Raw genomic sequence first — 21,462 nt, 5'->3', positions numbered from 1 at the left:
GTCGTCTTCCGAGTTCCGGCGATGGCCACCTCGTCGCTGACGGTTCGGGCCGCCGCGACCGCCTCCGCCGTCTTCGTTGCGATGCCTGCGGCGTGGCCCGCGATGTTCACCGCCACGCGCTCGCCACGGAGCACGTCGGTCGCCGGGCCGCGAACTTCGAGGACGGTGTCGTCCGCCTCGATCGAACTGCCCGTTTCCACCAGTGTGCTGGCATCGCAATCGAGGTAGTCGAACACCGCGACGGCGGCGTCCAGTCCGGCTGCGACACCGGACTCTCGGGCGACCAGTCGCCCCGTCGTCTCGCCCGGAACGTGATTGGTCACGTCGTGGTGGCCAACGTCCTCGCGGAGCCATCGCTCCACGTCGCGGTCAGTCAGCATCGACTTCCTCCGCACCCACCACGTGGTGACAGCCGACCGGCTCCGCCTCCATCGCGTCTCGGGCGACGAGCACGGAGACGATGCACGCGTTTCGGAGTTCGTAGAGGTCGCGGGCGGTTCGGGTTCTGACGTAAGCGTCCACCTCGCCTTTCAGGCGGCGGAGCGCGCCCGTCGCCCGACGAAGGTCGTCCGGATCGCGGTGCAGTCCGACGTGTTCGTCCATCACGCTGCGGAGGCGGAGGAACTTGTCTCGGACGAACTGCGGCGGCAATGACGGGTCGCTGTTCCGCAAGGTTGGAGTTTCGACCGGTTCGGGGTCGAACCCGACTGCGGCATCCCCGGCGCGAAGTCCCCAGACCAGCCCTTCGAGGAGACTCGTCGAAGCGAGGCGGTTCGCACCGTGGACGCCGGTTCGGGCGCACTCGCCGACCGCGAACAGGCGGTCGAGGGTCGTCTCCCCCCGGTCGTCTACCGCGATGCCGCCACAGAGGAAGTGTTCGCTCGGTGCGACCGGAATCGACTCACGAGAGACGCCGCGTTCGTCACATTTCTCTGCGAGGTCGGGGAACTCCCTGGCGAAGTCGAGCGGCGTCGTATCGAGCGTGACCTCTCCCGTGCGCTCGCGTTCACGCTGGACTGCGCGGGCGACCACGTCGCGCGGCGCTAACTCGGCGTCCGGATGGGAGTCGGGCATGAATCGCTCGCCGTCGGTGTCGCGGAGAACGGCTCCTTCTCCTCTGACGGCTTCGCTGACGAGGAAGGAATCTTCCCCGACGTAGGCCGTGGGGTGGAACTGGACGTAGGCCATATCTGCAACGTCTGCTCCCGCGAGGGCGGCCATGGCGATGCCGTCACCCGTCGCCGTCTCCGGATTCGTCGTCTGGCCGTAGAGCGCGCCGATTCCGCCGGTCGCCAGTATCGTGGCTCCAGCGAAGGCTGGCCACGTCTCGCCGTCGCGTTCGAGCACTGCACCGTGGACGCGCCCCTCCTGCGTGACGAGCGTGAGTGCGGCGGTATCTTCGCGGATGGTCACCCTCGGGTGCGAATCGAGGTGCGAGAGGAACGGCCCGAGGACGTACTGGCCGGTACTCGCGTCCACGTGGAGGATGCGCGCTTCGGAGTGGGCGGCCTCCCTGCCGTAATCGAACTCGTCGCCGTTCGTGTCGAACGACACGTCGAGGGTGTCGATGAGCACGTCCTGTACTGCATCACCCGCGCTCTCGACCAACACGTCGATGGCGTCCGGGTCGGCGGTGTCACTACTCGCGACCAGCACGTCGACGCGGAGCGATTCGGGGTCGTCGCGCGTGACCGCGATGCCACCCTGTGCCCAGTGTGTCGCGGCGTTCGCTGGTCGCGTCGCTTTCGTCACGACGAGTACGTCTGCGCCAGCACGGGCGGCGGCGAGCGCGGCGCTACAGCCTGCGATTCCGCTGCCGACGACCAGCACGTCTGCTACCTCTATCTCATCTGGTGCGTCGGTCGAGTTCGCTTCATCTGCAACGTCCGCTTCGTCGGCTCTCTCGCTCTCGTCGTTCATAGTTCGAGCATCCTGTCGAGTGCCAGCATGGCGAGTTCCTTCTCCTCCGGTGCGACCTCGATGACGTTTCGCTCGCGGCCATCGACCAGTTCTTCGAGCACCCACGTCAGATAGTTCGGGTCGATCTGGCGCATCGCGTTGCAGTCCATGCAAGCGTCGCCACAGAGCGGAACGATGTTCGCGTCCGGATGCCAGCGCTGGAGGTGACGCGCGAGGTGGATCTCGGTTCCGATGCCCCACGTCTCGCCCGGTTCAGCCTCGGCGATCGTCTCACAGATCGTCGCCGTACTCCCGACCACGTCGGCCGCTTCGACCACCTCTCTCCGGCATTCGGGGTGGACGACCACCCGTGCGTCGGGATGTTCGTCGCGGACTTGCTCGACGTGCTCGACCTGGAATCGTTCGTGAACCTGGCAGTAGCCTTCCCAGAGGACGATATCCGAGTCGGCGACTGCGTCGGGGTTCTGCCCAGCTGGATCCCAGGGATCCCACGTGGTGATGCTGTCTTCCAGACCGAGACGGTACGCGGTGTTCTCGCCGAGATGCTTGTCGGGCAAGAACAGTATCTTGTCACCCTGCTCCAGCGCCCACTCGAAGACGCGGTGGGCGTTCGAAGACGTACAGACCGCACCGCCCTGTTCGGCACAGAATGCCTTCAGGTCGGCGTACGAGTTCATGTACGTGATGGGGATGATGTTGGCGTCCGGTGCTGCCGATTGGATGTCGGCCCACGCCGAGTCGACCTGCAACGCTTCAGCCATCCCTGCCATCGGGCAGGATGCCTCCATCGACGGGAGGATGACGATCTGTTCGTCGTCGGTGATGATATCCGCCGACTCCGCCATGAAGGTGACGCCGCCGAAAACGACGTATCTCGCGTCGGCATTCGCGGCTTCGACGCTCAACTGGTACGAGTCTCCGACGAAATCCGCGTGTTCGACGATCTCACGTCGCTGGTAGTTGTGCCCGAGAACGACGACGTCGTCGCCCAGTTCGTCGAGTGCGCGTTCGGTTCGGTCCGTGCGCTCTTCTTCGGTCAGCTCCCGATACTCCGGTGGAAGTTGTTCCAAGTTGTCGTATTTGAAGAGACTGAGTTCCGTATCGAGGTCCGTCGTTTCCATTGTTGGCACGATTATCTACCTGAGGTTACACTAGCCGACAACTCGTGGTATTGAAAATATTTTCTCTTCAATCCTGCCTACCTGATTCTCTCCATTACCAAAATCGGAATTGTAGAACGAAATGCGCCCGTCTACGCACGGTGAACGAAGATGCTCGATACGTTATCGATTAGCGTGCCAGACACATCCAATGAGCACGAGTATACAGCCGTAGGGCGGTGGCGTCCCGAAAGTCGACGCCCGTTTCACGATCTCGATAACACCCGACTAAAGCGGTGTGATGGACGAAAGCGGTGTGATGGACGAAAGCGGTGTGATGGACGAAAGCGGTGTGATGGTGACGAACGTTGCCCGTCAATCATCGCCGGTCGTCGTCCGTGTCACGGCGGGCAGCGCGCTCGGCGCTCGCCCAATCCTCGTGTTCCGTCGTCTCCCGGTCGGCTTCGGACTCGATGAGCGACCAGAGCACGAGTGGTGCACCGATGGCAAACGCGAGAAACAGCAGGAAGACGACGCCAAACTCGGCGGTATAGAGGGGGAGAGTCACGACCGAAATTCGAACGCAGCCCGGCTTAGTCGTTCCGTCCGTCGAACACGATGTCCCCGTCCACGACCGTCATCGCCACGTCGATATTCTCGATGTCGTCCTCGTGCTTCCACGGGGAACGGTCGAGTACGACGAGATCAGCGTTCTTTCCCTCCTCGACGGTTCCGAGTCGGTCTTCTTCGAATCCGGCGTAAGCTGCTCCGCGTGTGTACGCGCGAAGTGCTTCGGTTACGGTAAGTTGTTGTGATTCGACAGGTGCGTTGACAGTTTGGTGGATTCCGAGCAGTGGGTCGAGAGGCATACAGTCGCTCCCGAACGCGAGGTGGGCACCCGCATCGAGCAGGGTTCGATAGCGGTTGGTCTGTGCTCTACGTTCTTCACCGAGCCGGGCGTCGTACAGGCCGCCCGCCTGTGCCCACTTCAGAAAGTTCGGCTGGACGGAGGCGACGACGCCCGATTCCGCGAATCGTTCGATCTGTTCGTCGGTCACGAGTTCGACGTGTTCGACGCGGTGGCGCATCTCACCGGGGTCGTCGGTCCCCTCGAAGGCATCCAGTGCCGCGTCGATGGCTTCGTCACCGATGGCGTGTGCCGTGACCTGCAATCCGGCGTCGTCCGCCCGCGCGACGAGTTCGTCCAGTTCCTCGGGAGAGACGACCCACTGGCCGGTTCCCTCGCCGTCGGCGTATGGAGAAGAAATCTTCGCCGTCCGCCCCCCGAAACTCCCATCGGTGAACGTCTTTATGCCCCCCGTTCGGACGAACTCGCTTCCGTGGTTCGTCCGCAGGCCGATCTCCTCGACTGCCTCGATGTGGTCGCTCCAGTAGTTGATGCGGACTCGGAGTTCGAGGTCGCCGTCGAGTTCGAGTTGCCGATACACTTCGGGTGCGCGAGAGCGCCGAACCATGTCGTGGACGCCCGTGATGCCCTTTTGGTGAGCGTCTTGCTGTGCCGCGAGCAGCAGTTCGCGCATCGTCTCGGCGTCCGGTTCGATGGTCTCGTAAACGACGTCGATGGCGTCCTCGACGATAATACCGTTCGGTGCGCCGTTTTCCATCTCCATGTCCTCGTCCGGCATCTCGTCTCCGAATCGGTCGAGGACGACGCTGTTGACGGACGCGATGTGCATATCCTCGCGGAAGGCGACCACGGGGCGCGTCTCACTCACGGCATCGAGGTCGTCGCGGGTCAGATAGCGCGATTCGTCCCACGTACTTTCGTCGAACCCGTAGCCCAGGATCCACTCGCGGTCGTCGTCCAGTTCGGCGAGGGCGTCCACGCAGTCACCGGGCGAATCGGCGTCAGAGAGGTCGGCGTTGACGAGATAGCTTCCGACCGTCGCCATGTGGGTGTGGGCGTCGATGAACCCCGGTAGGAGGACGCGCTCATCGAGGTCGATGACCTCGGTATCGACGCCCTCCAGGAATTCTACCTCGTAGGCCTTGTCCACGCGGACGATCTCCCCGTCGCGGATGGCGACCGCCTCCGCCGTCTCGTCGGGGTCTGTGAGGGTGTGAACTGCCGCATTCGTGAGAATCAGATCCGCTGGCGCTGTCATGGTTTCGTGGTGTGTTCCGACGGCGATAACTGTTCGGGGTTCGGCAGAAAGCCTTCTACGCAGTGTGTGCTTCGTCGTGATGCCCTCGAAGCTTCCTCTCCTTGATCTTACACTTCTCGCCCTTCCCGCCGGTTGTACCGACACTGGACTCCTCCCCGGATTCCACAGGGCTGCCCGAACCCCGAATTCACGCTGACGGTCGTCCACGACGGTGCGGTCGTCGGTCGGGAGGACGTCACGAATAGGTGAACACCTCACGAGCGAATGAGCAACTGTTAGGGGGAGGACCTGCAACCTCCGAACCATGACCGACGCAGACGAACTCGCAGAGCAGGTTCGGGCGGGCGACCTCCGTTTGCACGAACTCGAAGATCACGCGGATCACGACACCGCTGCCGAGGCCCGCCGGAGACTCCTCGAATCGGAGACCGACGCCGATCTCGACACCATCGGCGACTACGCCTTCGATGCCGAAGTGGCCGAACCCAACATCGAGAACATGGTCGGTGCGACCCAGATTCCGTTCGGTGTCGTCGGGCCAGTGACCGTCGACGGTGGTTCTGCGGAGGGTGACTACTACCTCCCGCTCGCCACGACTGAAGGTGCTTTGCTGGCGAGCGTTAACCGTGGGTGCTCGGTCATCAGCACTGCTGGAGGGGCGGATGCCCGAGTCACGAAGACAGGGATGACTCGCGCACCCGTCTTCCGCGTGGAGGGTGTCGCCGAAGCAGAATCGGTCGTAAACTGGGTCAGAGACAACCGCGACCGACTCGCCGAAGCGGCTGAATCGACGACCAGCCACGGCGAACTTCTCGACGTGACACCGTACGTCGTCGGCGATTCCGTCTTCTTGCGATTCGTCTACGATACCAAGGACGCGATGGGCATGAACATGGCGACCATCGCAACCGGCGAAGCCGCGACGCTGGTCGAGGAAGAAACCCCAGCGAGCCTCGTCGCACTCTCTGGCAACCTCTGTACCGACAAGAAACCAGCCGCCATCAACGCCGTCGAAGGGCGTGGCCGGAGCGTCACGGCAGACGTTCAGATTCCGCGAGAGACGGTCGAAGACCGCCTCCACACGACACCGGAAGCCATCGAAGAGGCGAACACGCGCAAGAACCTCGTCGGAAGCGCGAAAGCCGGAAGCCTCGGATTCAACGCCCACGCCGCGAACGTCGTTGCCGCCGCGTTCCTCGCTACCGGACAGGACGCCGCACAGGTGGTCGAAGGGAGCAACGCCATCACGACCGTCGAAGCCCGCGAGGACGAACTGTATGCCAGCGTCAGTCTCGCCAGTCTGGAGGTCGGCACCGTCGGCGGCGGAACCAAACTGCCCACGCAGTCGGAGGCTCTCGACGTGTTAGGGCTTCGCGGCGGTGGCGACCCGGCGGGAAGTAACGCCGACGCACTCGCCGAGATCATCGCCGTCGGCGCGTTAGCAGGTGAACTGTCCCTGCTCGCGGCGCTCGCATCCCGACACCTCTCCAGCGCCCACGCGGAACTCGGCCGGTAATCTCTCCTTGGAGCAGATATATTATCAAAACAATTCTAGTAATTTATTATCTAGTATCTCGAATGAACTACCGGCGCGTGCGGGTGATTCGGTTTACTCGTACCGTGCCGCCCAATGGTGATCCGATGGCTGCATCCACCCCTGACGGGGACGCACCGATAACCGACTCCAGGGCGTATCACGTCCTCAAGTTCCTGAAACTGTTGCTCACCGTCGTCACGCTGGTCGTTGCCGTGTGGAAGGGACTGAACGGTGCGATTCCCTGATTCGGTCCTCCCGATTTTTTAGAGACGACGATAGCGCCCGCGACTCTCGCTGATCTCGCCTCGGCGAGCGAGTTTTTCGAGTGCGTTCCGGACATACTCCGCAGACACACCCCGGTCACGCGCGTACGCGACGATCTCGTCTTCGTCGGGACTGTCGAGATTCGAGAGTGCATCGAGCACGACCTGTTTCTTGTTCTTGCTCCCAGTTCGCCGGGAGCGTTCGCTGGCGGCGGACACCTCTTCGGTGTCGATGCCGGAGCGGTCGAGGAACTCCTCGGTGTCCATCCCCGCATCCTCGACCTGTGTGTCCATCTCGGCGAACGAGTCGAGTTCAGCGAAGGCATCACCGTGCCCCTGTCGGTTGGCGAGCATCGAGGCACGAACCTCTCGTGCGTGATCTTCGTCGTCGGTTTCGACGAACTTCTTTAATTTTCGGAACTTTCGTCGCTTCCCACAGCGCGAACACTGCGTCGTCTCGGGGCGTCCATCGACTATCCACAAGTTGCTACATGCGCTACACCCGACGACGCTGTACATACTGTCACCTCCGGTTGCCTCCATTTTCAACTCTGCGTTCGGGCGGTGACTTCGGTTTACTGGTCGTTTTCTTCCCCGTTACGAGGGCGTTGTTCGTCCTTTTCGTCAGTCCGTTGCCGGATCGTTCGTCGCGCGGATTCCACCATCTGTCGGTGGTCTGTCGATGTGCGAACGGGTACACGACGTGCAGGTCTGCACACAGGTATACGACGACCACGTGATAGCGGAATCCGGGTTCCATCGTACCGGGGTTGGTTCCGTCTTGGTATTTAAACTCTCGCCCGGACGTTTACGGTCTCTGCGTGTGAGTTCATAGCATGGATTCGATTGCCCTTTCGGACCGCAACGCGGCGGAAGCAACCGATGGCGTCTATCTGACACAACTCGCCGCTGGAGAGCAGATGAGCGTCCAGCATTTCCACATCGAACCCGGCGCGACCGTGCCGGAACACAGTCACGAACACGAGCAGACCGGCTTCGTCTACGCTGGTGCGTTGACGTTCATCGTCGATGGTGAAGAGTCGATCATCGAAGAACAGGATTCCTATGCTATTCCGGGTGGCGAACCACACGCAGCAGAGAATCGAACCGACACACCGGTTCGTGGTATCGACGTGTTCAGCCCGCCGCGACTGGACGTTCCGTGGGAAGAGTAATCGGTAGCGGTGCTCGCGCGAGTTCGTCCGGATTCGTTTGCGTCAGTTCCCCTCGACATCGTCGAGGAGAGTTGCGAACGCAGCCTCTTCGAGGGACCCGAGGGCCACCTGTCGTTTCGTTGAATCGACGTCGGTGGTGAACCCATCGGTCTCTATCTCCGTCTCTCCGACCGTCAATCGTTCGAATAACGCCGTTGCGGCGTCCGACAGTTTCTCACTGTGTGAATCGATAGCGTCGAGGATCTCCTCGCTGTCGTCGGGTTCGTCGCCGGTGATCTGACCGTGTGCGATGTATGCGACGCCTGCCGCGAGGATCAGACGAAAGACGGGCGTATCCTCGTCGACCTCGTCGTGTCGGTTCTAGGCGTTCCGAAGCAGGTAGCGTGCGGTCGCCTCGTCGGCCTGGAGGACGTTCCGCAGCGCGAGGTCGTACGTCCGGGGGGTGCCACCTTCCGGATCGGAGACGTCTGCGAACCGAAGTTGGAAGTGGGTTCGCGCGTCCTCGGCGTCGGAGATGGTCGCATCGCCCGCGACGGACAGCCCTCCTTCACACCATCTCATCGCGGTTTCGAAGTCGCCGTTCTCGTAGCGGGCGTCGATGGCGGCGTCGATCGCTCGCAGTAGTGCCTCTGGATTTTGGGTCTGGTTGAGCACGTCGACCGCCTGCTCGTAGTGCTGTGCCGCCGCATTCTGGTCGCCCCTTTCGGCGGCGAGTCGTCCTGCTTGCTTGTACATCTCGGCACTCTCGTGGACGTGATCCAGTGATGCTCGGTGGCCCGCAGCGAGTTCGTAGAATCGGCTGGCCTGTTCGTTCCGGTTGCTGTGCTCGGCGACGCGACCGAGGATACCGAAAGCGGCCCCTTTGCCTCGATGTTTGATCGTTTCGACACCGTCTCCGCCTGTTGCTGTCCGACCCTTCTCGGACGTGTCGATCTCTTTCCGTGATAGTTCCATGCGTATCACTATCAGCCCGAGTTTTATAAAATAGTACGAAGCAAAAATTTAAGAAGAGATCAGATCGACCACCTGTCTACGGCAGCATTTCGAGAGCGCCGTATAAAGCTTGGTTTCTCCCTAGGACTCGCTTACGCCGATTTTCGATGTCCTCGGCTCACAGCCGACGGCCAGAAAAGCTCGCATAAGCGATCTTTCCTATGTCCCGGAAGTCGGAGATATCCGGGCGCAAGAATAACTCTCTAAGAGAGTTTTTCGATGTTTTCGACGATGGCGTCTGCGTACTCGCTCGTCGCGAGTTTCTCGCCGCCCTCGATCTGGCGTTCGAGGTCGTAGGTGACCTTGCCGGACGAGATCGTCTCTTCGACGGCGTCACGAACGAGTTTGCCAGCGTCCTTCCAGCCCATGTATTCGAGCATGAGGCGACCGGAGAGGATCATCGCGGTCGGGTTGACCTTGTCCTGACCGGCGTACTTGGGTGCGGAACCATGGACGGGTTCGGCGAGACAGCGGTGTTCGCCGAAGTTCGCGCCGGGTGCGATGCCGAGACCACCGATCTGTGCACCTGCGGCGTCGGACATGTAGTCGCCGTTCAGGTTCATCGTGGCGATGACATCGTACTCGTCGGTGCGGGTCAGCAACTGCTGGAGCATGTTGTCGGCGATGCGGTCTTTAATGACGAGTTTGTCATCCGGCTGTTCGCCGTCGTACTCGTCCCACAGCTCGTCTTCCGTGATGGTGATGTCGCTGAACTCCTCTTCGGCGAGTTCGTAGCCCCAGTCGCGGAACGCGCCTTCGGTGAACTTCATGATGTTGCCCTTGTGGACGAGCGTCACCGAATCGCGGTCGTTTTCGAGGGCGTACTCGATAGCCTCGCGGACGAGGCGCTTCGTTCCGAACTCCGTGATGGGCTTGATGCCGATGCCGACCGGGCCGTCGTGGATGACGCCATCCGCACCCATCTCGTTCTCGACGAACTCCTTGACCTGCTGGACTTCGTCGGTTCCGGCTTCCCACTCGATACCGGCGTACACGTCTTCCGTGTTCTCACGGAACGTGACCATATCCATCGCCTCGGGGTTCTTGACCGGCGACGGGACACCATCGAGGTGGTAGGTCGGTCGAACGTTCGCGTACAGGTCGAGCGTCTTGCGGAGCGCGACGTTCAGACTGCGGAATCCGGCACCGACCGGCGTCGTGAGCGGCCCCTTGATAGCGACTTTGAACTGCTTGATGGCTTCGACGGTGTCGTCAGGCAGGTTCTCGTCGTACTCCTCCCGTGCGCTCGCACCCGCGTAGACGCGCATCCAGTTGATCTCGCGTCCGGTCGCTTTGGCCGCGGCGTCCAGCACCTTCTGGGCTGCCGGCCCGACGTCGGTCCCGATACCGTCCCCGTGGATGATCGGGATGATGGGATTGTCCGGAACCGTCAGCTCTCCCGTCGCTTCGTCGTACGTGATTTGCTCCCCGTCTTCAGGTACGTCTACCTTCTCGAACTCGTAGCTCATGAACGTTCGAACTGTGTTTCGACGTGGATATAAGACCTGCCGTTTGTCCCCTGTATGAGCCTTATACGCACTTAAAGAATTGGGTGTGTTCGAACCGGGAACGGGAGTTAGCAGTCGTCCTCCCTGTGGGAACCGATGGAATCGTTCTTGCCTGAGGCGCTTCCGCTCTGGCCATCCTCCTCGTCGCCGGTCGTCGGCAGTTCGGGCGTGCAGAGATTCGTCTGTCGCTACGTCGCGGAGAAAAGACACGTCCAGTGCCGACACTGGTCTCGAAGCGACTTCCGGGGATGCCGGTTCGCCGGAACTTAAGACGTTTCACGCGAGACCAGCCAACATGAAAGTCATCGTACACGGCGGCGCTGGCGGCGAACCGGACGACCCGACACCGCGACAGGCGGTGCTCGACGAGGCTGCGAGCGCAGGAGCCGAGCAAGAAACCGTCGTCGATGCGGTCGAGGCGGCTGTTCACGTCCTCGAATCGTCGCCCCGATTCAACGCGGGTGTCGGTGGCGCAGTCCAGAGCGATGGGCAGATTCGAACCGACGCGGGAATCATGACGAGCGACCGAGATGCGGGAGCGGCCTGCTCGATGCCCGACGTGGAACACGCGGTCAGTGCCGCCCGCGTCGTGTTGGAGGAGACGCCACACGTCCTCGTCAGCGGTGAGCACGCGGTCGACCTCGCGGCGGATTACGGTGTCGAGACCGGTGCTGACCTCTGGACCGAAAAGAGTCGCGAACGTTGGGACGACCTCGACGCACCCGAAGGAACGCCGGGCGAACATCTATCGTGGCTCCGCGATAAGTTCGGCGGCGTCGATACGGTCGGTGCGGTGGCGTACGACGGGGACGAGTTCGCAGCAGCCACCTCGACCGGCGGGCGATGGCTCGCGCTCGCCGGCCGCGTCGGAGACGTGCCACAGATCGGATGTGGTTTCTACGCCGCCCCTGCAGGTGCGGCCAGCTCCACAGGTGCAGGCGAGGACATCGCCAAGGCGACACTCACCCGACGGGCGGTGCGACATCTCGAATCTGGCTTCGACGCACAGGAGGCCGCCGACCGCGCGATCGCGGAGTTCGCCGAACTCACCGGGTCGAGTGCGGGCGTCATCGTCCTCGACCGCGACGGGAACGCGGGAAGCGCGTTCAACAGCGATGCGATGCAGATCGCCGTGAGCCGGTAGCGACTCCCGGGCAGACCGCCGCAGACCGACCTGGCTGCGACCGGTCTACGCTTCTGTCGTGGTCGTCTCTTCTTCCTCCATCGTGGTCGTTTCTGCGGTCGCTGTTCCCGCCTCTTGAGCGATCGCGTTCTCGACGTTGATACTACCAGCCGTCGCCTGACCGATGGTCACGTTCTCGGCAGCGATTCTATCGATGACGATCTCCTCTTGAAGCGCCATCGATGCGGCGGTCGTCTCGTTGGCTGTGGTCGTTTCGTTTGCCGGTGTCGTCTCTTCTGCTGGCGTCGTCTCTTCGGGTGTCGCCTCTTCTGCTGGCGTGGTCTCCTCAGCAGGCGTCGTTTCTTCGTCTGCGGGTGTGGTCTCCTCAGCAGGTGTCGTCTCTTCTGCCGGCGTCGTCTCTTCCATCACAGTCGTCGTTTCTACAGCACCGACCGAGAAGCTCTCGACGGTCAGCGATTGGACGGTCGCCGTCTCGACGCTGGCGAACTCGACGACCACACTTCCCAGCGCGCCTTCGGTCTCCTCCATCGTGGTCGTCTCCTCCATTACGGTGGTGGTCTCTTCTGCTGGCGTCGTCTCTTCCATCGTGGTCGTTTCCTCGGCGGTCGTCGTCTCATTTTCACCCATGACGGTGAGACTCTCGACGACGAGCGTTCCGACCGACATCTCCTCGACGGTCACGTCGCTGACTGATGCGCTCGACGGGATGTTCTCTTCCCCGAGCTCGTCTAGCTCCTCGCTTTCGATGTTCGTGGCGTTGACATCTTCGAACGACAACCGCTCCAGTTCGACGTTCTGGAGTCTCGCATTCTGAAACGTCCGATCACGGTCTTCTAACCGCACTTCATCGACCGTCAGCGTCTCGATGGTCGCGTTCTCGACCGTGGCATCGCCCAGTTCGAGTTCCTCGACTGTGACGTTTTGTAACAGTACCCCTTCGTCTGCCGTCGTCCCCGCACCCCCCAGTGCTCCCAGTGTGAGACTGGCGACCACCAGTAGTGTCGTTGCGAGCACGGCCCCGATTTCTCGCTGCATGTGCAGACAGCCATTCCCCTCTGACGACAATAAACCGCGACGACCGTTCGCGGGTTCGATGCCTTGTTTCTCGTCTTTCACGAGGATTACCGTGGGTACGCTGCCCTCGTCAATCCCTGCCTACACGGTTCGCTGTAACGCAAACTCTTTCCGGTATTCGGGCAAAGTACGTGCCATGAGCGAACAGGAAGTCGACCTCTCGTCGGAGAAGTACGAAAAACACCGGGAGGCCGGTGAGATTCTCGCACAGGTACGTGAAGAGACCGCAGAACGAGTCGACGTCGGTGTGAGCCACCTCGAAATCGCCGAATTCGCCGAAGACAAGATCCGCGAACTTGGCGGTAAACCCGCGTTCCCAGTGAACATCAGCATCGACGAGGAGGCGGCACACGCGACGCCGAGTATCGACGACGACAGCACGTTCGGCGAGGATATGGTCAACCTCGATATCGGCGTCCACGTCGATGGCTGGCTCGCGGACACCGCCATCACGGTCGATCTGTCGGGTCACGATGACCTCGCCGAAGCGAGTGCCGAGGCGTTGGACGCAGCCCTCGAAGTCGTCGGCCCCGGCGTCGAAACGGGTGAAGTCGGTGCCGAGATCGAGTCCGTCATCGAAGGCTACGGCTACAACCCCGTCGTCAACCTCTCGGGGCACGGTCTCGCCCACTACGAACAGCACACCGAGCCGAACATCCCGAACCGCGCCGTCTCGCAGGGCATCGAGTTGGAGGTTGGCGACGTCGTCGCAATCGAACCGTTCGCCACCGACGGCAGTGGGAAGGTTGGAGAAGGAGCCGAGGAGGAGATCTTCGCACTCGAACGCGAGGCGTCGGTCCGTGACCGCAGTGCCCGGCAGGCACTCGACCAGATCACCGAGGAGTTCCGAACGCTTCCGTTCGCAACACGGTGGCTCGACGTCTCCCGTCCCGAGATGGCGCTTCGCCGACTGAAGATGCAGAACGTCGTCCACGGCTATCCGGTACTCAAGGAAGAAGAGGGCTGTCTCGTCAGCCAGAAAGAACACTCTGTCATCGTCACGGAAGACGGATGTGAAGTGTTCACACGGTAGTCGCTCTGCTGTCAACTAGTTTCAGCTGACAATTCTGTACTGGCGGACGAACGGCCACGATATACCGACGAATCCTACTTTCTCTGAACCAACGTCCACGCTATCGGGACGAAAGTTCACGGAACGCTGGATGGGATACGCCAAGCGCACTGGAGCCAGCTAGAACGACCGCGGATGTGAGGAAAATCGACCGTACACACTCGAACGACTCAGGCGTTGTTCATCCGCTGGCTCTTGGTCTCGCCGCAGGTCTGGCACTGGGTGACACGGTACGGCTCACGCGAGAACTCGGCGTTCTCTTTCTTCTTGCTCTCCGTCCTGATCTCGACTGAAACCTCGTGTGAGGTTTCGCGACCACAGTTATCGCACAGTTCGACGATCGCCTGGAACCCCTGATTTTTTGTTGCCATGGTGACTTCCTGCTCGGTTCCTTCTTCCCCTGACAGGAGCATAAAAACCCCTCTCTGTTGGATGGCGTTCGAACCGTTTATTCGGGCGCAGTCTTGCGATTCACCCCTCTGAAGCAACGAGAGTGTCCCATTTCGTTTATCCTGGCCTGAGAACTGTTAATGATGGCGCAACGCTCTACAACAGCCGAATACGTTATATAGTTGGTCAGGGATTGAGACCGAACAGTGTCGAGCGGAAAAATACGAGGACGGGAATGATTTCGAGCCGTCCGACCCACATGTTCAGGACGAACATTCCCTCAGCGAGCGGTGACATCGTCGGCCCGGTGATGCCGGTCGAGAGGCCGACGTTGCCCTGTGCGCTGGCGACCTCGAACAACGCGTCTGCGTAGCCGAAACCGGGGGCGACGTTCACGAGGACGACGCTGGCCGAGATGAGTAAGATGAGCCAGAGCATGCTCACGATGGCTGCCTCGCTGAACTCCTCGAACATCTGGTTTCGGTCGAGGACGCGGTCTCCGATGTGGGCGTTGACGACCGCAGACGACGGAAGAAACACGCGAGAGAACTCCCACTGGATGCCCCTGCTGATCATGTATCCCCGGATGATCTTGATACCGCCGACGGTGCTTCCCGCCGCGCCACCGAGCACCATCGCACCACTGACGATGAGCTTGCCGCCCGGACTCCACGCACCGATATCCGAGGACTGGTACCCTGTGCAGGTGAGTGCGCTCACGAACTGGAACACAGAGTCGCGGGTCGCATCGCCAGCGAACGGCGACGACCCGAGGGTCTGGAGACCGAGCCATCCCTGCTGGGTGAACGCTCCGTTCGCGACCGGGAGCGCGATGACGTTCTGAGCCGACAAGACGAGCGTTCCGACGATCAGGATGACGAACAGCCAGCGCGTCTGGAGATCGGCGTACAGCTGTTTCACGTCTCGGTCGTGGAGTATCACGTAGTGGATGGGAAACGCGATGGCCCCGAGGGTCATGATGGGGAGCAGGACGCCTTCGATGAGCGGCGAATCGTAGGTCTGGATGGAGTTGTCCGTGACGCTGAACCCGCCGGTCGATAGGGCGGTCATGGCGTGGTTCAGTGCTTGCCAGAACGTCTCGAAGAGGCTCAATCGTGGTTCGCTCAACCGGATCGCGACGAACAGCGCGACGACCGCGAGCATGGTGTAGAGGAGGAAGATGCGCCACACCGTCTGGACGGTGTGGATGATGCTCGGGTGGATGCGCTCTTCTCGCGTCTCCGCCCGGTAGAGGGAGTAACTCCCACTTCCTGGGCGAGCGAGGATCGCCGTCGTGAGGACGATGACGCCCACGCCGCCGACCCACTGAATGAGCGACCGCCACCACTGGATCGCTCGCGGCAGCGACGGTTCGTGGACTGCCATCGTCAGCCCGCTACCGGTCCAGCCGGACATGCTCTCGAACAGCGCGTGTAGAGGGTTCTGGAAGAACGCCAGACTCGACATCGTCGTCGCCCCGCCCACCTGGATCGGTTCGTAGTTCGCTCCGGCAGGAACGTACGTGTTCATCACCGAAACGGGCGTCAGATGTGCCGCCAGCAAGAACGGAAGCGCCCCGAAGATGGCGGTGGCGAACCACCCTCCGGCGGCGATGACCATCCCGTGTTTCATCACCGGGTTCGGTGCGTCTTCGAACACTTTTCGGGCAGCACCGCCGACCGAGGCGGTGATACCTCCCGCCGCGAGAAACGCGAGCGCTACGTAGAACTCGCGGAAGGCGAGCGCGAGGAGGGTGGTGAACCCCATCAGCGCGGCCTGCATCAGTACGAGCGCACCGATATCTCGGAGGATGATAGCCAGGTCTGCCGGAACCCTGGCGACCGTCGTGCGACGGGGCATATCAGTCGTGGTCCTCGTAGTGGCCGAAGACGTCCGTCATCTCCGGCGTCGCACCCTGTTCGGAGAAGACGGTGACGAGGTCGCCACCCTCTATCGTCGTGTTCCCACGGGGTGTAACGACCTCGTTGTCCCGTTCGATGGCGACGACGAGGATGCCCCCTTCGAACAGGCCTTCGTCCGCCGCCTCGGCCAGCGTGAGTCCGGCGACTGGGGCGTAGGAATCGACCGTAATCTCGAACACCTCCGCCCGGTCGCCGACCTTCATGTAGTCCTTGATGGAGGGGCGTTTCACGGCGCGGTAGAGATACTCCGCGATAAGGCGCTGGGGGTTCTCGATGACGTTCACGCCGATCTGGCGGAAGATGTTCATGTGCTCGGGGTTGTGGACGACCGACACCAGCGACGGTACTTCGAGTTCCTGCCCGAGGAGACAGACCATGATGTTCGTCGCGTCCTGGTCGGTCGTGCTGATGAGCGCGTCGGCCCGGTCTGCGCCCGCCTCTTCGAGCGTGTCGATGATCGTCGCGTCGTCGTGCAAGACGAGACAGTCGAACTGCATCGAGGCGCGCTCGGCACGCTCCGCGTCTTTCTCGATGACCACCACGTCGTTGTCGTTCTGGGTCGCAATGCTGATGAGTTGCGAGCCGATGTCGCCTGCGCCGACGATGATGATGTACATTCGTTACCCCCCTGTCCGAAGCCAGCATTTGAAAAGATACTGTTGTGCGAACGTCGAAACGTGGCGTTCGAATCGTGGCATATGATGAACTCGTCGGATGTGACGTGCGGGTCGTGGGGAGACGTGCAGAATGGGAATGTGATGGCGTTCGGTGCGGCGTGGTTGGCGGTGGTTGGCGGCGTCGCGGTCGTCGCTATCACCGTTGAGATTCGAATCGCTCATGATTATGAAGTCGTTAAACATGCTTTAACCGCCGATATCGGATTCGAAACGTGATTTTTGTTCATAGATACTTCTCCTCTGTGCGTGCCCGTGGTGGTTTCAGGTCAGTACATTTCAGTACATTTTGGGAGATAATAGTACATAAGCTTGGACGCTTTCTCTGAGATGAACGAATTACCGCAGTGACGGTGTCCTCGAAAGCCCCCGGGCGGTCGACCACCGGAAGACGTCATCAGAAATCTTCGATTTCTGATCAGTTCTTGTGGACGTTCCTGCTCGCATTCGCTTTCGTGATGACGAGAATCGGAGATTTTCGAACCACGCGGGCGTGCGACTTCCGTGCCGTCGCTCACATTCGTTCATCGACGACCTCGCGCCACCGCATGCATGACCGACCAGTCGCCGAGCGTCCACACCTGTCGACCACGGAAGCGCGCCAGCCCGTCCGTACCATTTTCTGGTGTCCTCGTGAGCAATGCGAGCGAGGGCTCGTCAGAGCGTGCTCAGACGGTGGACTGAAAGGGCAAGTCTAGCCCACGAGGGCTTTCTGGGACTTTTTGTTGGCAGAGTCAGTTTTTAAGAGGGCTTTCCGGAACACTACCTCTTCAGTAGAAGCATCGGTGCGTAAGAAATCGTCCCGTCAAAACGGACCAACCCGCCGAAGAAGACTGAAAGCATAAAGCCCTCTCCACCCACATATCCGTCCATGCAAGAGGTCTTCGCGCCGTGGCGGATCGAGTGGGTCGAACGCGAGAAGGGAGATTCCGACGTAGATTGCGTGTTCTGCGAATTTCCCGATCGCGATGCCGACCGCGAGTATCTCGTCGTCGCGCGCAACGACCACGCCGTCGTGATGTTGAACAACTACCCCTACAATCCGGGGCACGTCATGGTCATCCCCGACCAGCACACCGCAGACTTCCGCGAACTGGACGACGAAGTGCTGTTGGGCCACGGTCGACTCAAACAGCGAACCTTCGACGCACTCGAAAGCGCCTTCTCACCGGACGGTTTCAACGCTGGATTGAACATCGGCGAGGGAAGCGGCGGCTCCATCGACCACCTCCACACGCACATCGTCCCGCGCTGGACGGGCGACACGAACTTCATGCCCGTCATCGCCGACACGAAGGTGATCGTCGAAGGGCTGGACGACACCTACGACCGACTCCACGCCGCGTTCGCCGAGCAGGACGGTGCGACGGTTCCTGAAGATGGCGCAGTCCGCTTTTAGATGGAACAGTTCGCTACTAGCAGTGACAGTTTGTCCTCGACCAGCGCCTCCGACAGTGTGCCATGTTCGACGATTGCTGCGTGTCAGAACGCGCTTCCGATTGCTGTCCCGACGCCGACCACGTCGTCGTTCACTGCTGTGCAGGCGGTACCTGCTGTTCCGACTGCTGACGAACGACCCGAGCGATACGCCCTTTTCTTTGGAGTACGAACGTTCTCGTGATGAACCGGTCACGAGCCATCCGCTCAGCGGGAATCATCGTCCTCGTTGTGAACGTCGTACTGGCGCTCGCCAAAGGCTTCGTCTGGCTCCAGACCGGAAGTCTCGCGATCGGTTCCGAGGCTGTCAACAGCCTCTCAGACGTGGTCTACAGCATCGTCGTCCTCGCCGGACTCTATCTGACCACGCGACCGCCCGACTTCGAGCATCCGCACGGCCACGAGCGGATCGAACCGTTCGTCTCGCTGCTCGTCGCGCTCGGCGTGTTCGCGGCGGGTGCGTTCGTGCTCTGGAGTGCGATCACCTCTATCCTCTCCGGTGATATCACTGTGACGTCGAGTCCGCTGGCGGTCGGCGTGCTCGTCGGCACGGGTATCGTCAAATACGGTCTCTACCGGTACTGCATCCGGATCGGAGAGCAAGCCCGCTCTCCAGCCGTGATTGCGACGGCGCTGGACAACCGCAACGACATCCTCACCGTCTCGGCAGCACTCGTCGGCGTGCTCGGCGCTCGGTTCGGCGTTCCGGCACTTGATCCCATCGCGGCGGGTGTCGTCTCGTTCGGCATCCTCTACACCGGGTGGGAGATCGTCGAAGACAATGTTGACTACCTCGTTGGTCGCGCTCCGCCCGAAGACCTCCGGGCGGATATCGTCCAGCGGGCACTCGCCCACCCCGAGGTGGAGGGCGTCCACGACGTCATCGCCCACTACGTCGGCCCGGAGATCGACGTGAGCATGCACATCGAAGTCGAGGGTGATCGAACGCTCATCGAAGCCCACGACATCGAAACCGACGTCATGGACACCATCCGCGACATCCCCGAAGTAGACGACGTGTTCGTCCACGTCGACCCGAAAGAACTCGGCGAGTGGAAGTCCGACGCCGAAGCGGACAGATTGGCCGAAACCCCACTCCGCGACGGAGATGGGAACTGACGATGCGGTTTTCACGTACTGAGAATCGACTATCGGTATCTTTTGCTGACGAGGTGTTGGTCGATTCACATTACCGATGGCCCCAGATTTCGACACCCGATTGCAGAGCGGTCGAACGCACGACCGACGAACGATCCTGAAAGCAACCGGCGCGACGCTCGCCGGTATCACACTCGCTGGCTGTCTCGCAGGCGGACAGGCCGGAACGAACGGCGACGACTCAGAAGCGGACACGACGGTGTCGGTCGGTCCCGATGGCGGTCTCTCTTTCGAACCGGAAGACATCACGGTCACGCCCGGCATCACGGTCGCGTGGGAGTGGCACTCGCACAACCACAACATCGTGGTCGAAGACCAACCCGACGGCGCCGACTGGAGCGGCACGCCGGGGAAGGCTTCGAAGATCTACAACGACGGTTACCGCTACGTCCACACCTTCGACACGCTCGGCGAGTACGAATACGTCTGTCAGCCACACGAAGCCGCCGGGATGGTCGGAACGGTGACCGTCTCGAATGACGGATGATCGTCCACGGACGACCGAGCGACGACGCGACCCACGACGTTGGTTACGAGTACTATTCACGTTTAGCGTGCCTGGGAGACCCGAACACGTCTACACTCCACACCGGATTCTCGGAATGAAGGAAATTGTCACCGTGGAGTAGTTTTCCGATTTCGAACAGTTTCACCGCTGAACTGTCTCCACTGGTTCACGAGAAATCGATACCTACCGTCCCGCTGTAAATCACCGACCATCCTCCCTCTGATCGTGGTTCGTGGTGGCCTCCCGATGTTGGTTCCGTTGCTCGCGTTTCCTCGAATCTATCGGCACGTCGCGACGCTTCTCGTCGGAAACTTCCGACCCGGTGGTGTCGACCGCATCGGTTGGTTGTCGTCTTTCTTGCGGGATTGACGCTCCCGCACGTCGTTATCGTGACGCTCCTCGACAGGGAGCAAGGTGTCTGGTAACGACTGGGTCGTTGTCCTTCCGTCAGGTTCCGAGATCGACCGTTTTTTCTCCGGTGACGACGCCTTCGACTCTGGCAGTCACCGTTCCATCCTGGCCACCGGAGTACCTCGTTTTGAAGGATTTCGCCCACTCGATGCGATCGCCAGCAGCGACAGAGCGGGCGACGATAGTCGATTCGTCGTCGTCCGCGATGCCGGACGTCGGCCAGTAGACCGCCGCGAGGAATCGACCGTCGACCTGTGAGACGTTTTCAGCAACGAGCGATAGTTCGACGGACGCCTCTCGAACCGTCGCTTCGAACGACCGGAGTTCGAACGACGGGGAGCGACGGGGGAGTACGCCGACCTGCTCGTCGGGGATCGACCATTCGGCTGAATCGCCACCGGGTCGACAACGAATCGTCGCTTCGTCCGCTTCGAGTGGTGACGGCGGTTCGAATGCTATCCAGCCGACCGACCCCTCGCTCGCGTAGGATGCGCCGTATCGAGTCTGGCCGCGTCCGGCGAGCGACCTGGTGTAGGCTCCCGTCGTTCGAGGCTCGATCTCGGTGGCCGGATACACATCGCCATCGACGACGAGTTCGAAGGACTCGTACGGCGGGTCACCGGTCGCGCCGACGGTTGCCCCGGTTCGACTCTGGACGGCGGCGACGACGAACTGCCGATTCTCGGGTGCGAGCACGCCCCCGGAACCCATTATCGACTTGTAGGCGACTGATTTCTGGACGGTCACGTTTGCTACGGCGACACGCATCCCGTCGAACTCTTTTATCGAGGACTCGGGGAGCGTAAACGCGGTATCACTCGTCGTCCCCCGCGTGGTCGTTTTCTGAGTAGTTTGGGTGGATGCCGTCGAAGCTGGTTCGTCGGTCACGCCGGTCGAGGTATCACCGAGACACCCCGTGACGCCGACGAGTGCGGCACTGACGGTGCCGAGGAACGCACGTCTGCTGTTGGAGGGCATCGCCCGTACGTATCATTCTGTTTGATATATGTTTTCTGGACTTCACGAACCAGTTCACGAGAAAAACCGTCA

Annotated in this window: 23 protein-coding genes; 9 read left to right on the top strand and 14 right to left on the bottom strand. The window is 61.3% G+C overall.

Annotation, left to right across the window (positions count from 1 at the left end; all coding sequences use genetic code 11):
• From ACR3FE_RS05100 to ACR3FE_RS05080, 5 genes are all read right to left on the bottom strand, one after another.
• Positions 1-380, bottom strand: a 380-nt coding sequence (locus ACR3FE_RS05100) for a nicotinate-nucleotide diphosphorylase (RefSeq protein WP_458205984.1), incomplete at its 3' end; no start/stop codon positions are given.
• Positions 370-1,920: an L-aspartate oxidase gene (locus ACR3FE_RS05095; protein WP_458205983.1), complete on the bottom strand. Its 1,551-nt coding sequence runs from the start codon at positions 1,918-1,920 to the stop codon at positions 370-372. The genes ACR3FE_RS05100 and ACR3FE_RS05095, both read right to left, overlap by 11 nt.
• Positions 1,917-3,050, bottom strand: a complete 1,134-nt coding sequence (gene nadA, locus ACR3FE_RS05090) for a quinolinate synthase NadA (RefSeq protein ID WP_458205982.1) — start codon at positions 3,048-3,050, stop codon at positions 1,917-1,919. The genes ACR3FE_RS05095 and nadA overlap by 4 nt, the downstream gene beginning before the upstream one ends.
• A 349-nt stretch (positions 3,051-3,399) precedes the next feature.
• Entirely contained in the window at positions 3,400-3,588 is a 189-nt protein-coding gene (locus ACR3FE_RS05085; protein WP_458205980.1) for a DUF8143 family protein, read from the bottom strand.
• Between the two features lie 25 nt (positions 3,589-3,613).
• The gene (locus ACR3FE_RS05080; protein ID WP_458205978.1) at positions 3,614-5,146 is read right to left on the bottom strand and encodes an amidohydrolase; all 1,533 of its coding nucleotides are present in this window, start codon (positions 5,144-5,146) and stop codon (positions 3,614-3,616) included.
• A 304-nt stretch (positions 5,147-5,450) separates the two neighbouring features.
• Between ACR3FE_RS05080 and hmgA the strand changes: the two genes are divergently transcribed.
• Both hmgA and ACR3FE_RS05070 read left to right on the top strand, forming a co-directional pair.
• Positions 5,451-6,662, top strand: coding sequence for a hydroxymethylglutaryl-CoA reductase (NADPH) (gene hmgA / locus ACR3FE_RS05075; RefSeq protein WP_458205976.1), 1,212 nt, complete (start codon positions 5,451-5,453; stop codon positions 6,660-6,662).
• Between the two features lie 125 nt (positions 6,663-6,787).
• Positions 6,788-6,928 (top strand): hypothetical protein, encoded by a 141-nt coding sequence (locus ACR3FE_RS05070; protein ID WP_458205974.1) that lies wholly within the window; start codon positions 6,788-6,790, stop codon positions 6,926-6,928.
• A gap of 18 nt (positions 6,929-6,946) precedes the next feature.
• On the opposite strand, the gene ACR3FE_RS05065 is transcribed toward ACR3FE_RS05070, so the two are convergent.
• Positions 6,947-7,465 carry a DUF5817 domain-containing protein gene (locus tag ACR3FE_RS05065; RefSeq protein ID WP_458205972.1) on the bottom strand — a complete coding sequence of 173 codons (519 nt, stop codon included), beginning with the start codon at positions 7,463-7,465 and terminating at the stop codon, positions 6,947-6,949.
• A gap of 317 nt (positions 7,466-7,782) precedes the next feature.
• Here ACR3FE_RS05065 and ACR3FE_RS05060 point away from each other — a divergent pair, with 317 nt between their 5' ends.
• Positions 7,783-8,121, top strand: a complete 339-nt coding sequence (locus ACR3FE_RS05060) for a cupin domain-containing protein (protein WP_458205970.1) — start codon at positions 7,783-7,785, stop codon at positions 8,119-8,121.
• A gap of 42 nt (positions 8,122-8,163) precedes the next feature.
• On the opposite strand, the gene ACR3FE_RS05055 is transcribed toward ACR3FE_RS05060, so the two are convergent.
• The 3 genes from ACR3FE_RS05055 to icd all read right to left on the bottom strand — a co-directional run bounded on the left by ACR3FE_RS05055 (position 8,164) and on the right by icd (position 10,583).
• Positions 8,164-8,298 (bottom strand): hypothetical protein, encoded by a 135-nt coding sequence (locus ACR3FE_RS05055; RefSeq protein ID WP_458205968.1) that lies wholly within the window; start codon positions 8,296-8,298, stop codon positions 8,164-8,166.
• A gap of 183 nt (positions 8,299-8,481) precedes the next feature.
• Positions 8,482-9,075, bottom strand: a complete 594-nt coding sequence (locus tag ACR3FE_RS05050) for a hypothetical protein (protein WP_458205966.1) — start codon at positions 9,073-9,075, stop codon at positions 8,482-8,484.
• Positions 9,076-9,317: 242 nt separating this feature from the next.
• Entirely contained in the window at positions 9,318-10,583 is a 1,266-nt protein-coding gene (gene icd, locus ACR3FE_RS05045) for an isocitrate dehydrogenase (NADP(+)) (protein ID WP_458205964.1), read from the bottom strand.
• A gap of 334 nt (positions 10,584-10,917) precedes the next feature.
• Between icd and ACR3FE_RS05040 the strand changes: the two genes are divergently transcribed.
• A complete protein-coding gene (locus tag ACR3FE_RS05040; RefSeq protein ID WP_458205962.1) occupies positions 10,918-11,766 on the top strand; it encodes an isoaspartyl peptidase/L-asparaginase in 849 nt (282 codons plus the stop codon).
• A 45-nt stretch (positions 11,767-11,811) separates the two neighbouring features.
• Here ACR3FE_RS05040 and ACR3FE_RS05035 read toward each other — a convergent pair whose 3' ends face one another.
• The gene (locus ACR3FE_RS05035; protein WP_458205961.1) at positions 11,812-12,801 is read right to left on the bottom strand and encodes a hypothetical protein; all 990 of its coding nucleotides are present in this window, start codon (positions 12,799-12,801) and stop codon (positions 11,812-11,814) included.
• A gap of 175 nt (positions 12,802-12,976) precedes the next feature.
• Here ACR3FE_RS05035 and map point away from each other — a divergent pair, with 175 nt between their 5' ends.
• Positions 12,977-13,873, top strand: coding sequence for a type II methionyl aminopeptidase (gene map / locus ACR3FE_RS05030; RefSeq protein ID WP_458205959.1), 897 nt, complete (start codon positions 12,977-12,979; stop codon positions 13,871-13,873).
• Between the two features lie 209 nt (positions 13,874-14,082).
• Here the strand turns inward: map and ACR3FE_RS05025 are convergent, their stop codons facing one another.
• The 3 genes from ACR3FE_RS05025 to ACR3FE_RS05015 form a co-directional block, all read right to left on the bottom strand.
• On the bottom strand, positions 14,083-14,283 hold the full coding sequence (locus ACR3FE_RS05025; RefSeq protein WP_458205958.1) for a DUF7835 family putative zinc beta-ribbon protein: 201 nt from the start codon (positions 14,281-14,283) through the stop codon (positions 14,083-14,085).
• A 205-nt stretch (positions 14,284-14,488) separates the two neighbouring features.
• Positions 14,489-16,162: a TrkH family potassium uptake protein gene (locus tag ACR3FE_RS05020; RefSeq protein WP_458205956.1), complete on the bottom strand. Its 1,674-nt coding sequence runs from the start codon at positions 16,160-16,162 to the stop codon at positions 14,489-14,491.
• A gap of 1 nt (position 16,163) precedes the next feature.
• Positions 16,164-16,841: a potassium channel family protein gene (locus ACR3FE_RS05015; protein ID WP_458205954.1), complete on the bottom strand. Its 678-nt coding sequence runs from the start codon at positions 16,839-16,841 to the stop codon at positions 16,164-16,166.
• 84 nt (positions 16,842-16,925) lie between these two features.
• Between ACR3FE_RS05015 and ACR3FE_RS05010 the strand changes: the two genes are divergently transcribed.
• From ACR3FE_RS05010 to ACR3FE_RS04995, 4 genes are all read left to right on the top strand, one after another.
• Positions 16,926-17,117 carry a hypothetical protein gene (locus ACR3FE_RS05010; RefSeq protein ID WP_458205953.1) on the top strand — a complete coding sequence of 64 codons (192 nt, stop codon included), beginning with the start codon at positions 16,926-16,928 and terminating at the stop codon, positions 17,115-17,117.
• A gap of 652 nt (positions 17,118-17,769) precedes the next feature.
• The gene (locus tag ACR3FE_RS05005; protein ID WP_458205951.1) at positions 17,770-18,297 is read left to right on the top strand and encodes an HIT family protein; all 528 of its coding nucleotides are present in this window, start codon (positions 17,770-17,772) and stop codon (positions 18,295-18,297) included.
• Positions 18,298-18,518: 221 nt separating this feature from the next.
• Positions 18,519-19,454: a cation diffusion facilitator family transporter gene (locus tag ACR3FE_RS05000; protein WP_458205950.1), complete on the top strand. Its 936-nt coding sequence runs from the start codon at positions 18,519-18,521 to the stop codon at positions 19,452-19,454.
• Positions 19,455-19,530: 76 nt separating this feature from the next.
• Positions 19,531-19,980, top strand: coding sequence for a plastocyanin/azurin family copper-binding protein (locus ACR3FE_RS04995; RefSeq protein WP_458205948.1), 450 nt, complete (start codon positions 19,531-19,533; stop codon positions 19,978-19,980).
• A gap of 468 nt (positions 19,981-20,448) precedes the next feature.
• Here the strand turns inward: ACR3FE_RS04995 and ACR3FE_RS04990 are convergent, their stop codons facing one another.
• Positions 20,449-21,390 carry a hypothetical protein gene (locus ACR3FE_RS04990; RefSeq protein ID WP_458205946.1) on the bottom strand — a complete coding sequence of 314 codons (942 nt, stop codon included), beginning with the start codon at positions 21,388-21,390 and terminating at the stop codon, positions 20,449-20,451.
• Positions 21,391-21,462: the final 72 nt, after the last annotated feature.

This window comes from Haladaptatus rarus (assembly GCF_054177585.1).
Note: the sequence above shows the minus strand (reverse complement) of the source record. Positions and strands in the feature narration are given on the sequence as shown.

Coding starts and splice junctions, on each gene's coding strand:
- ACR3FE_RS05020 (WP_458205956.1), bottom strand. CDS start 16,162: ATGCCCCGTCGCACGACGGTCGCCAGGGTTCCGGCAGACCTGGCTATC.
- ACR3FE_RS05000 (WP_458205950.1), top strand. CDS start 18,519: ATGAACCGGTCACGAGCCATCCGCTCAGCGGGAATCATCGTCCTCGTT.
- ACR3FE_RS05005 (WP_458205951.1), top strand. CDS start 17,770: ATGCAAGAGGTCTTCGCGCCGTGGCGGATCGAGTGGGTCGAACGCGAG.
- ACR3FE_RS05025 (WP_458205958.1), bottom strand. CDS start 14,283: ATGGCAACAAAAAATCAGGGGTTCCAGGCGATCGTCGAACTGTGCGAT.
- ACR3FE_RS05095 (WP_458205983.1), bottom strand. CDS start 1,920: ATGAACGACGAGAGCGAGAGAGCCGACGAAGCGGACGTTGCAGATGAA.
- ACR3FE_RS05080 (WP_458205978.1), bottom strand. CDS start 5,146: ATGACAGCGCCAGCGGATCTGATTCTCACGAATGCGGCAGTTCACACC.
- hmgA (WP_458205976.1), top strand. CDS start 5,451: ATGACCGACGCAGACGAACTCGCAGAGCAGGTTCGGGCGGGCGACCTC.
- ACR3FE_RS05015 (WP_458205954.1), bottom strand. CDS start 16,841: ATGTACATCATCATCGTCGGCGCAGGCGACATCGGCTCGCAACTCATC.
- ACR3FE_RS05060 (WP_458205970.1), top strand. CDS start 7,783: ATGGATTCGATTGCCCTTTCGGACCGCAACGCGGCGGAAGCAACCGAT.
- ACR3FE_RS05065 (WP_458205972.1), bottom strand. CDS start 7,465: ATGTACAGCGTCGTCGGGTGTAGCGCATGTAGCAACTTGTGGATAGTC.
- ACR3FE_RS05040 (WP_458205962.1), top strand. CDS start 10,918: ATGAAAGTCATCGTACACGGCGGCGCTGGCGGCGAACCGGACGACCCG.
- ACR3FE_RS05050 (WP_458205966.1), bottom strand. CDS start 9,075: ATGGAACTATCACGGAAAGAGATCGACACGTCCGAGAAGGGTCGGACA.
- ACR3FE_RS04990 (WP_458205946.1), bottom strand. CDS start 21,390: ATGCCCTCCAACAGCAGACGTGCGTTCCTCGGCACCGTCAGTGCCGCA.
- ACR3FE_RS05010 (WP_458205953.1), top strand. CDS start 16,926: ATGAACTCGTCGGATGTGACGTGCGGGTCGTGGGGAGACGTGCAGAAT.
- ACR3FE_RS05035 (WP_458205961.1), bottom strand. CDS start 12,801: ATGCAGCGAGAAATCGGGGCCGTGCTCGCAACGACACTACTGGTGGTC.
- icd (WP_458205964.1), bottom strand. CDS start 10,583: ATGAGCTACGAGTTCGAGAAGGTAGACGTACCTGAAGACGGGGAGCAA.
- ACR3FE_RS04995 (WP_458205948.1), top strand. CDS start 19,531: ATGGCCCCAGATTTCGACACCCGATTGCAGAGCGGTCGAACGCACGAC.
- ACR3FE_RS05070 (WP_458205974.1), top strand. CDS start 6,788: ATGGCTGCATCCACCCCTGACGGGGACGCACCGATAACCGACTCCAGG.
- map (WP_458205959.1), top strand. CDS start 12,977: ATGAGCGAACAGGAAGTCGACCTCTCGTCGGAGAAGTACGAAAAACAC.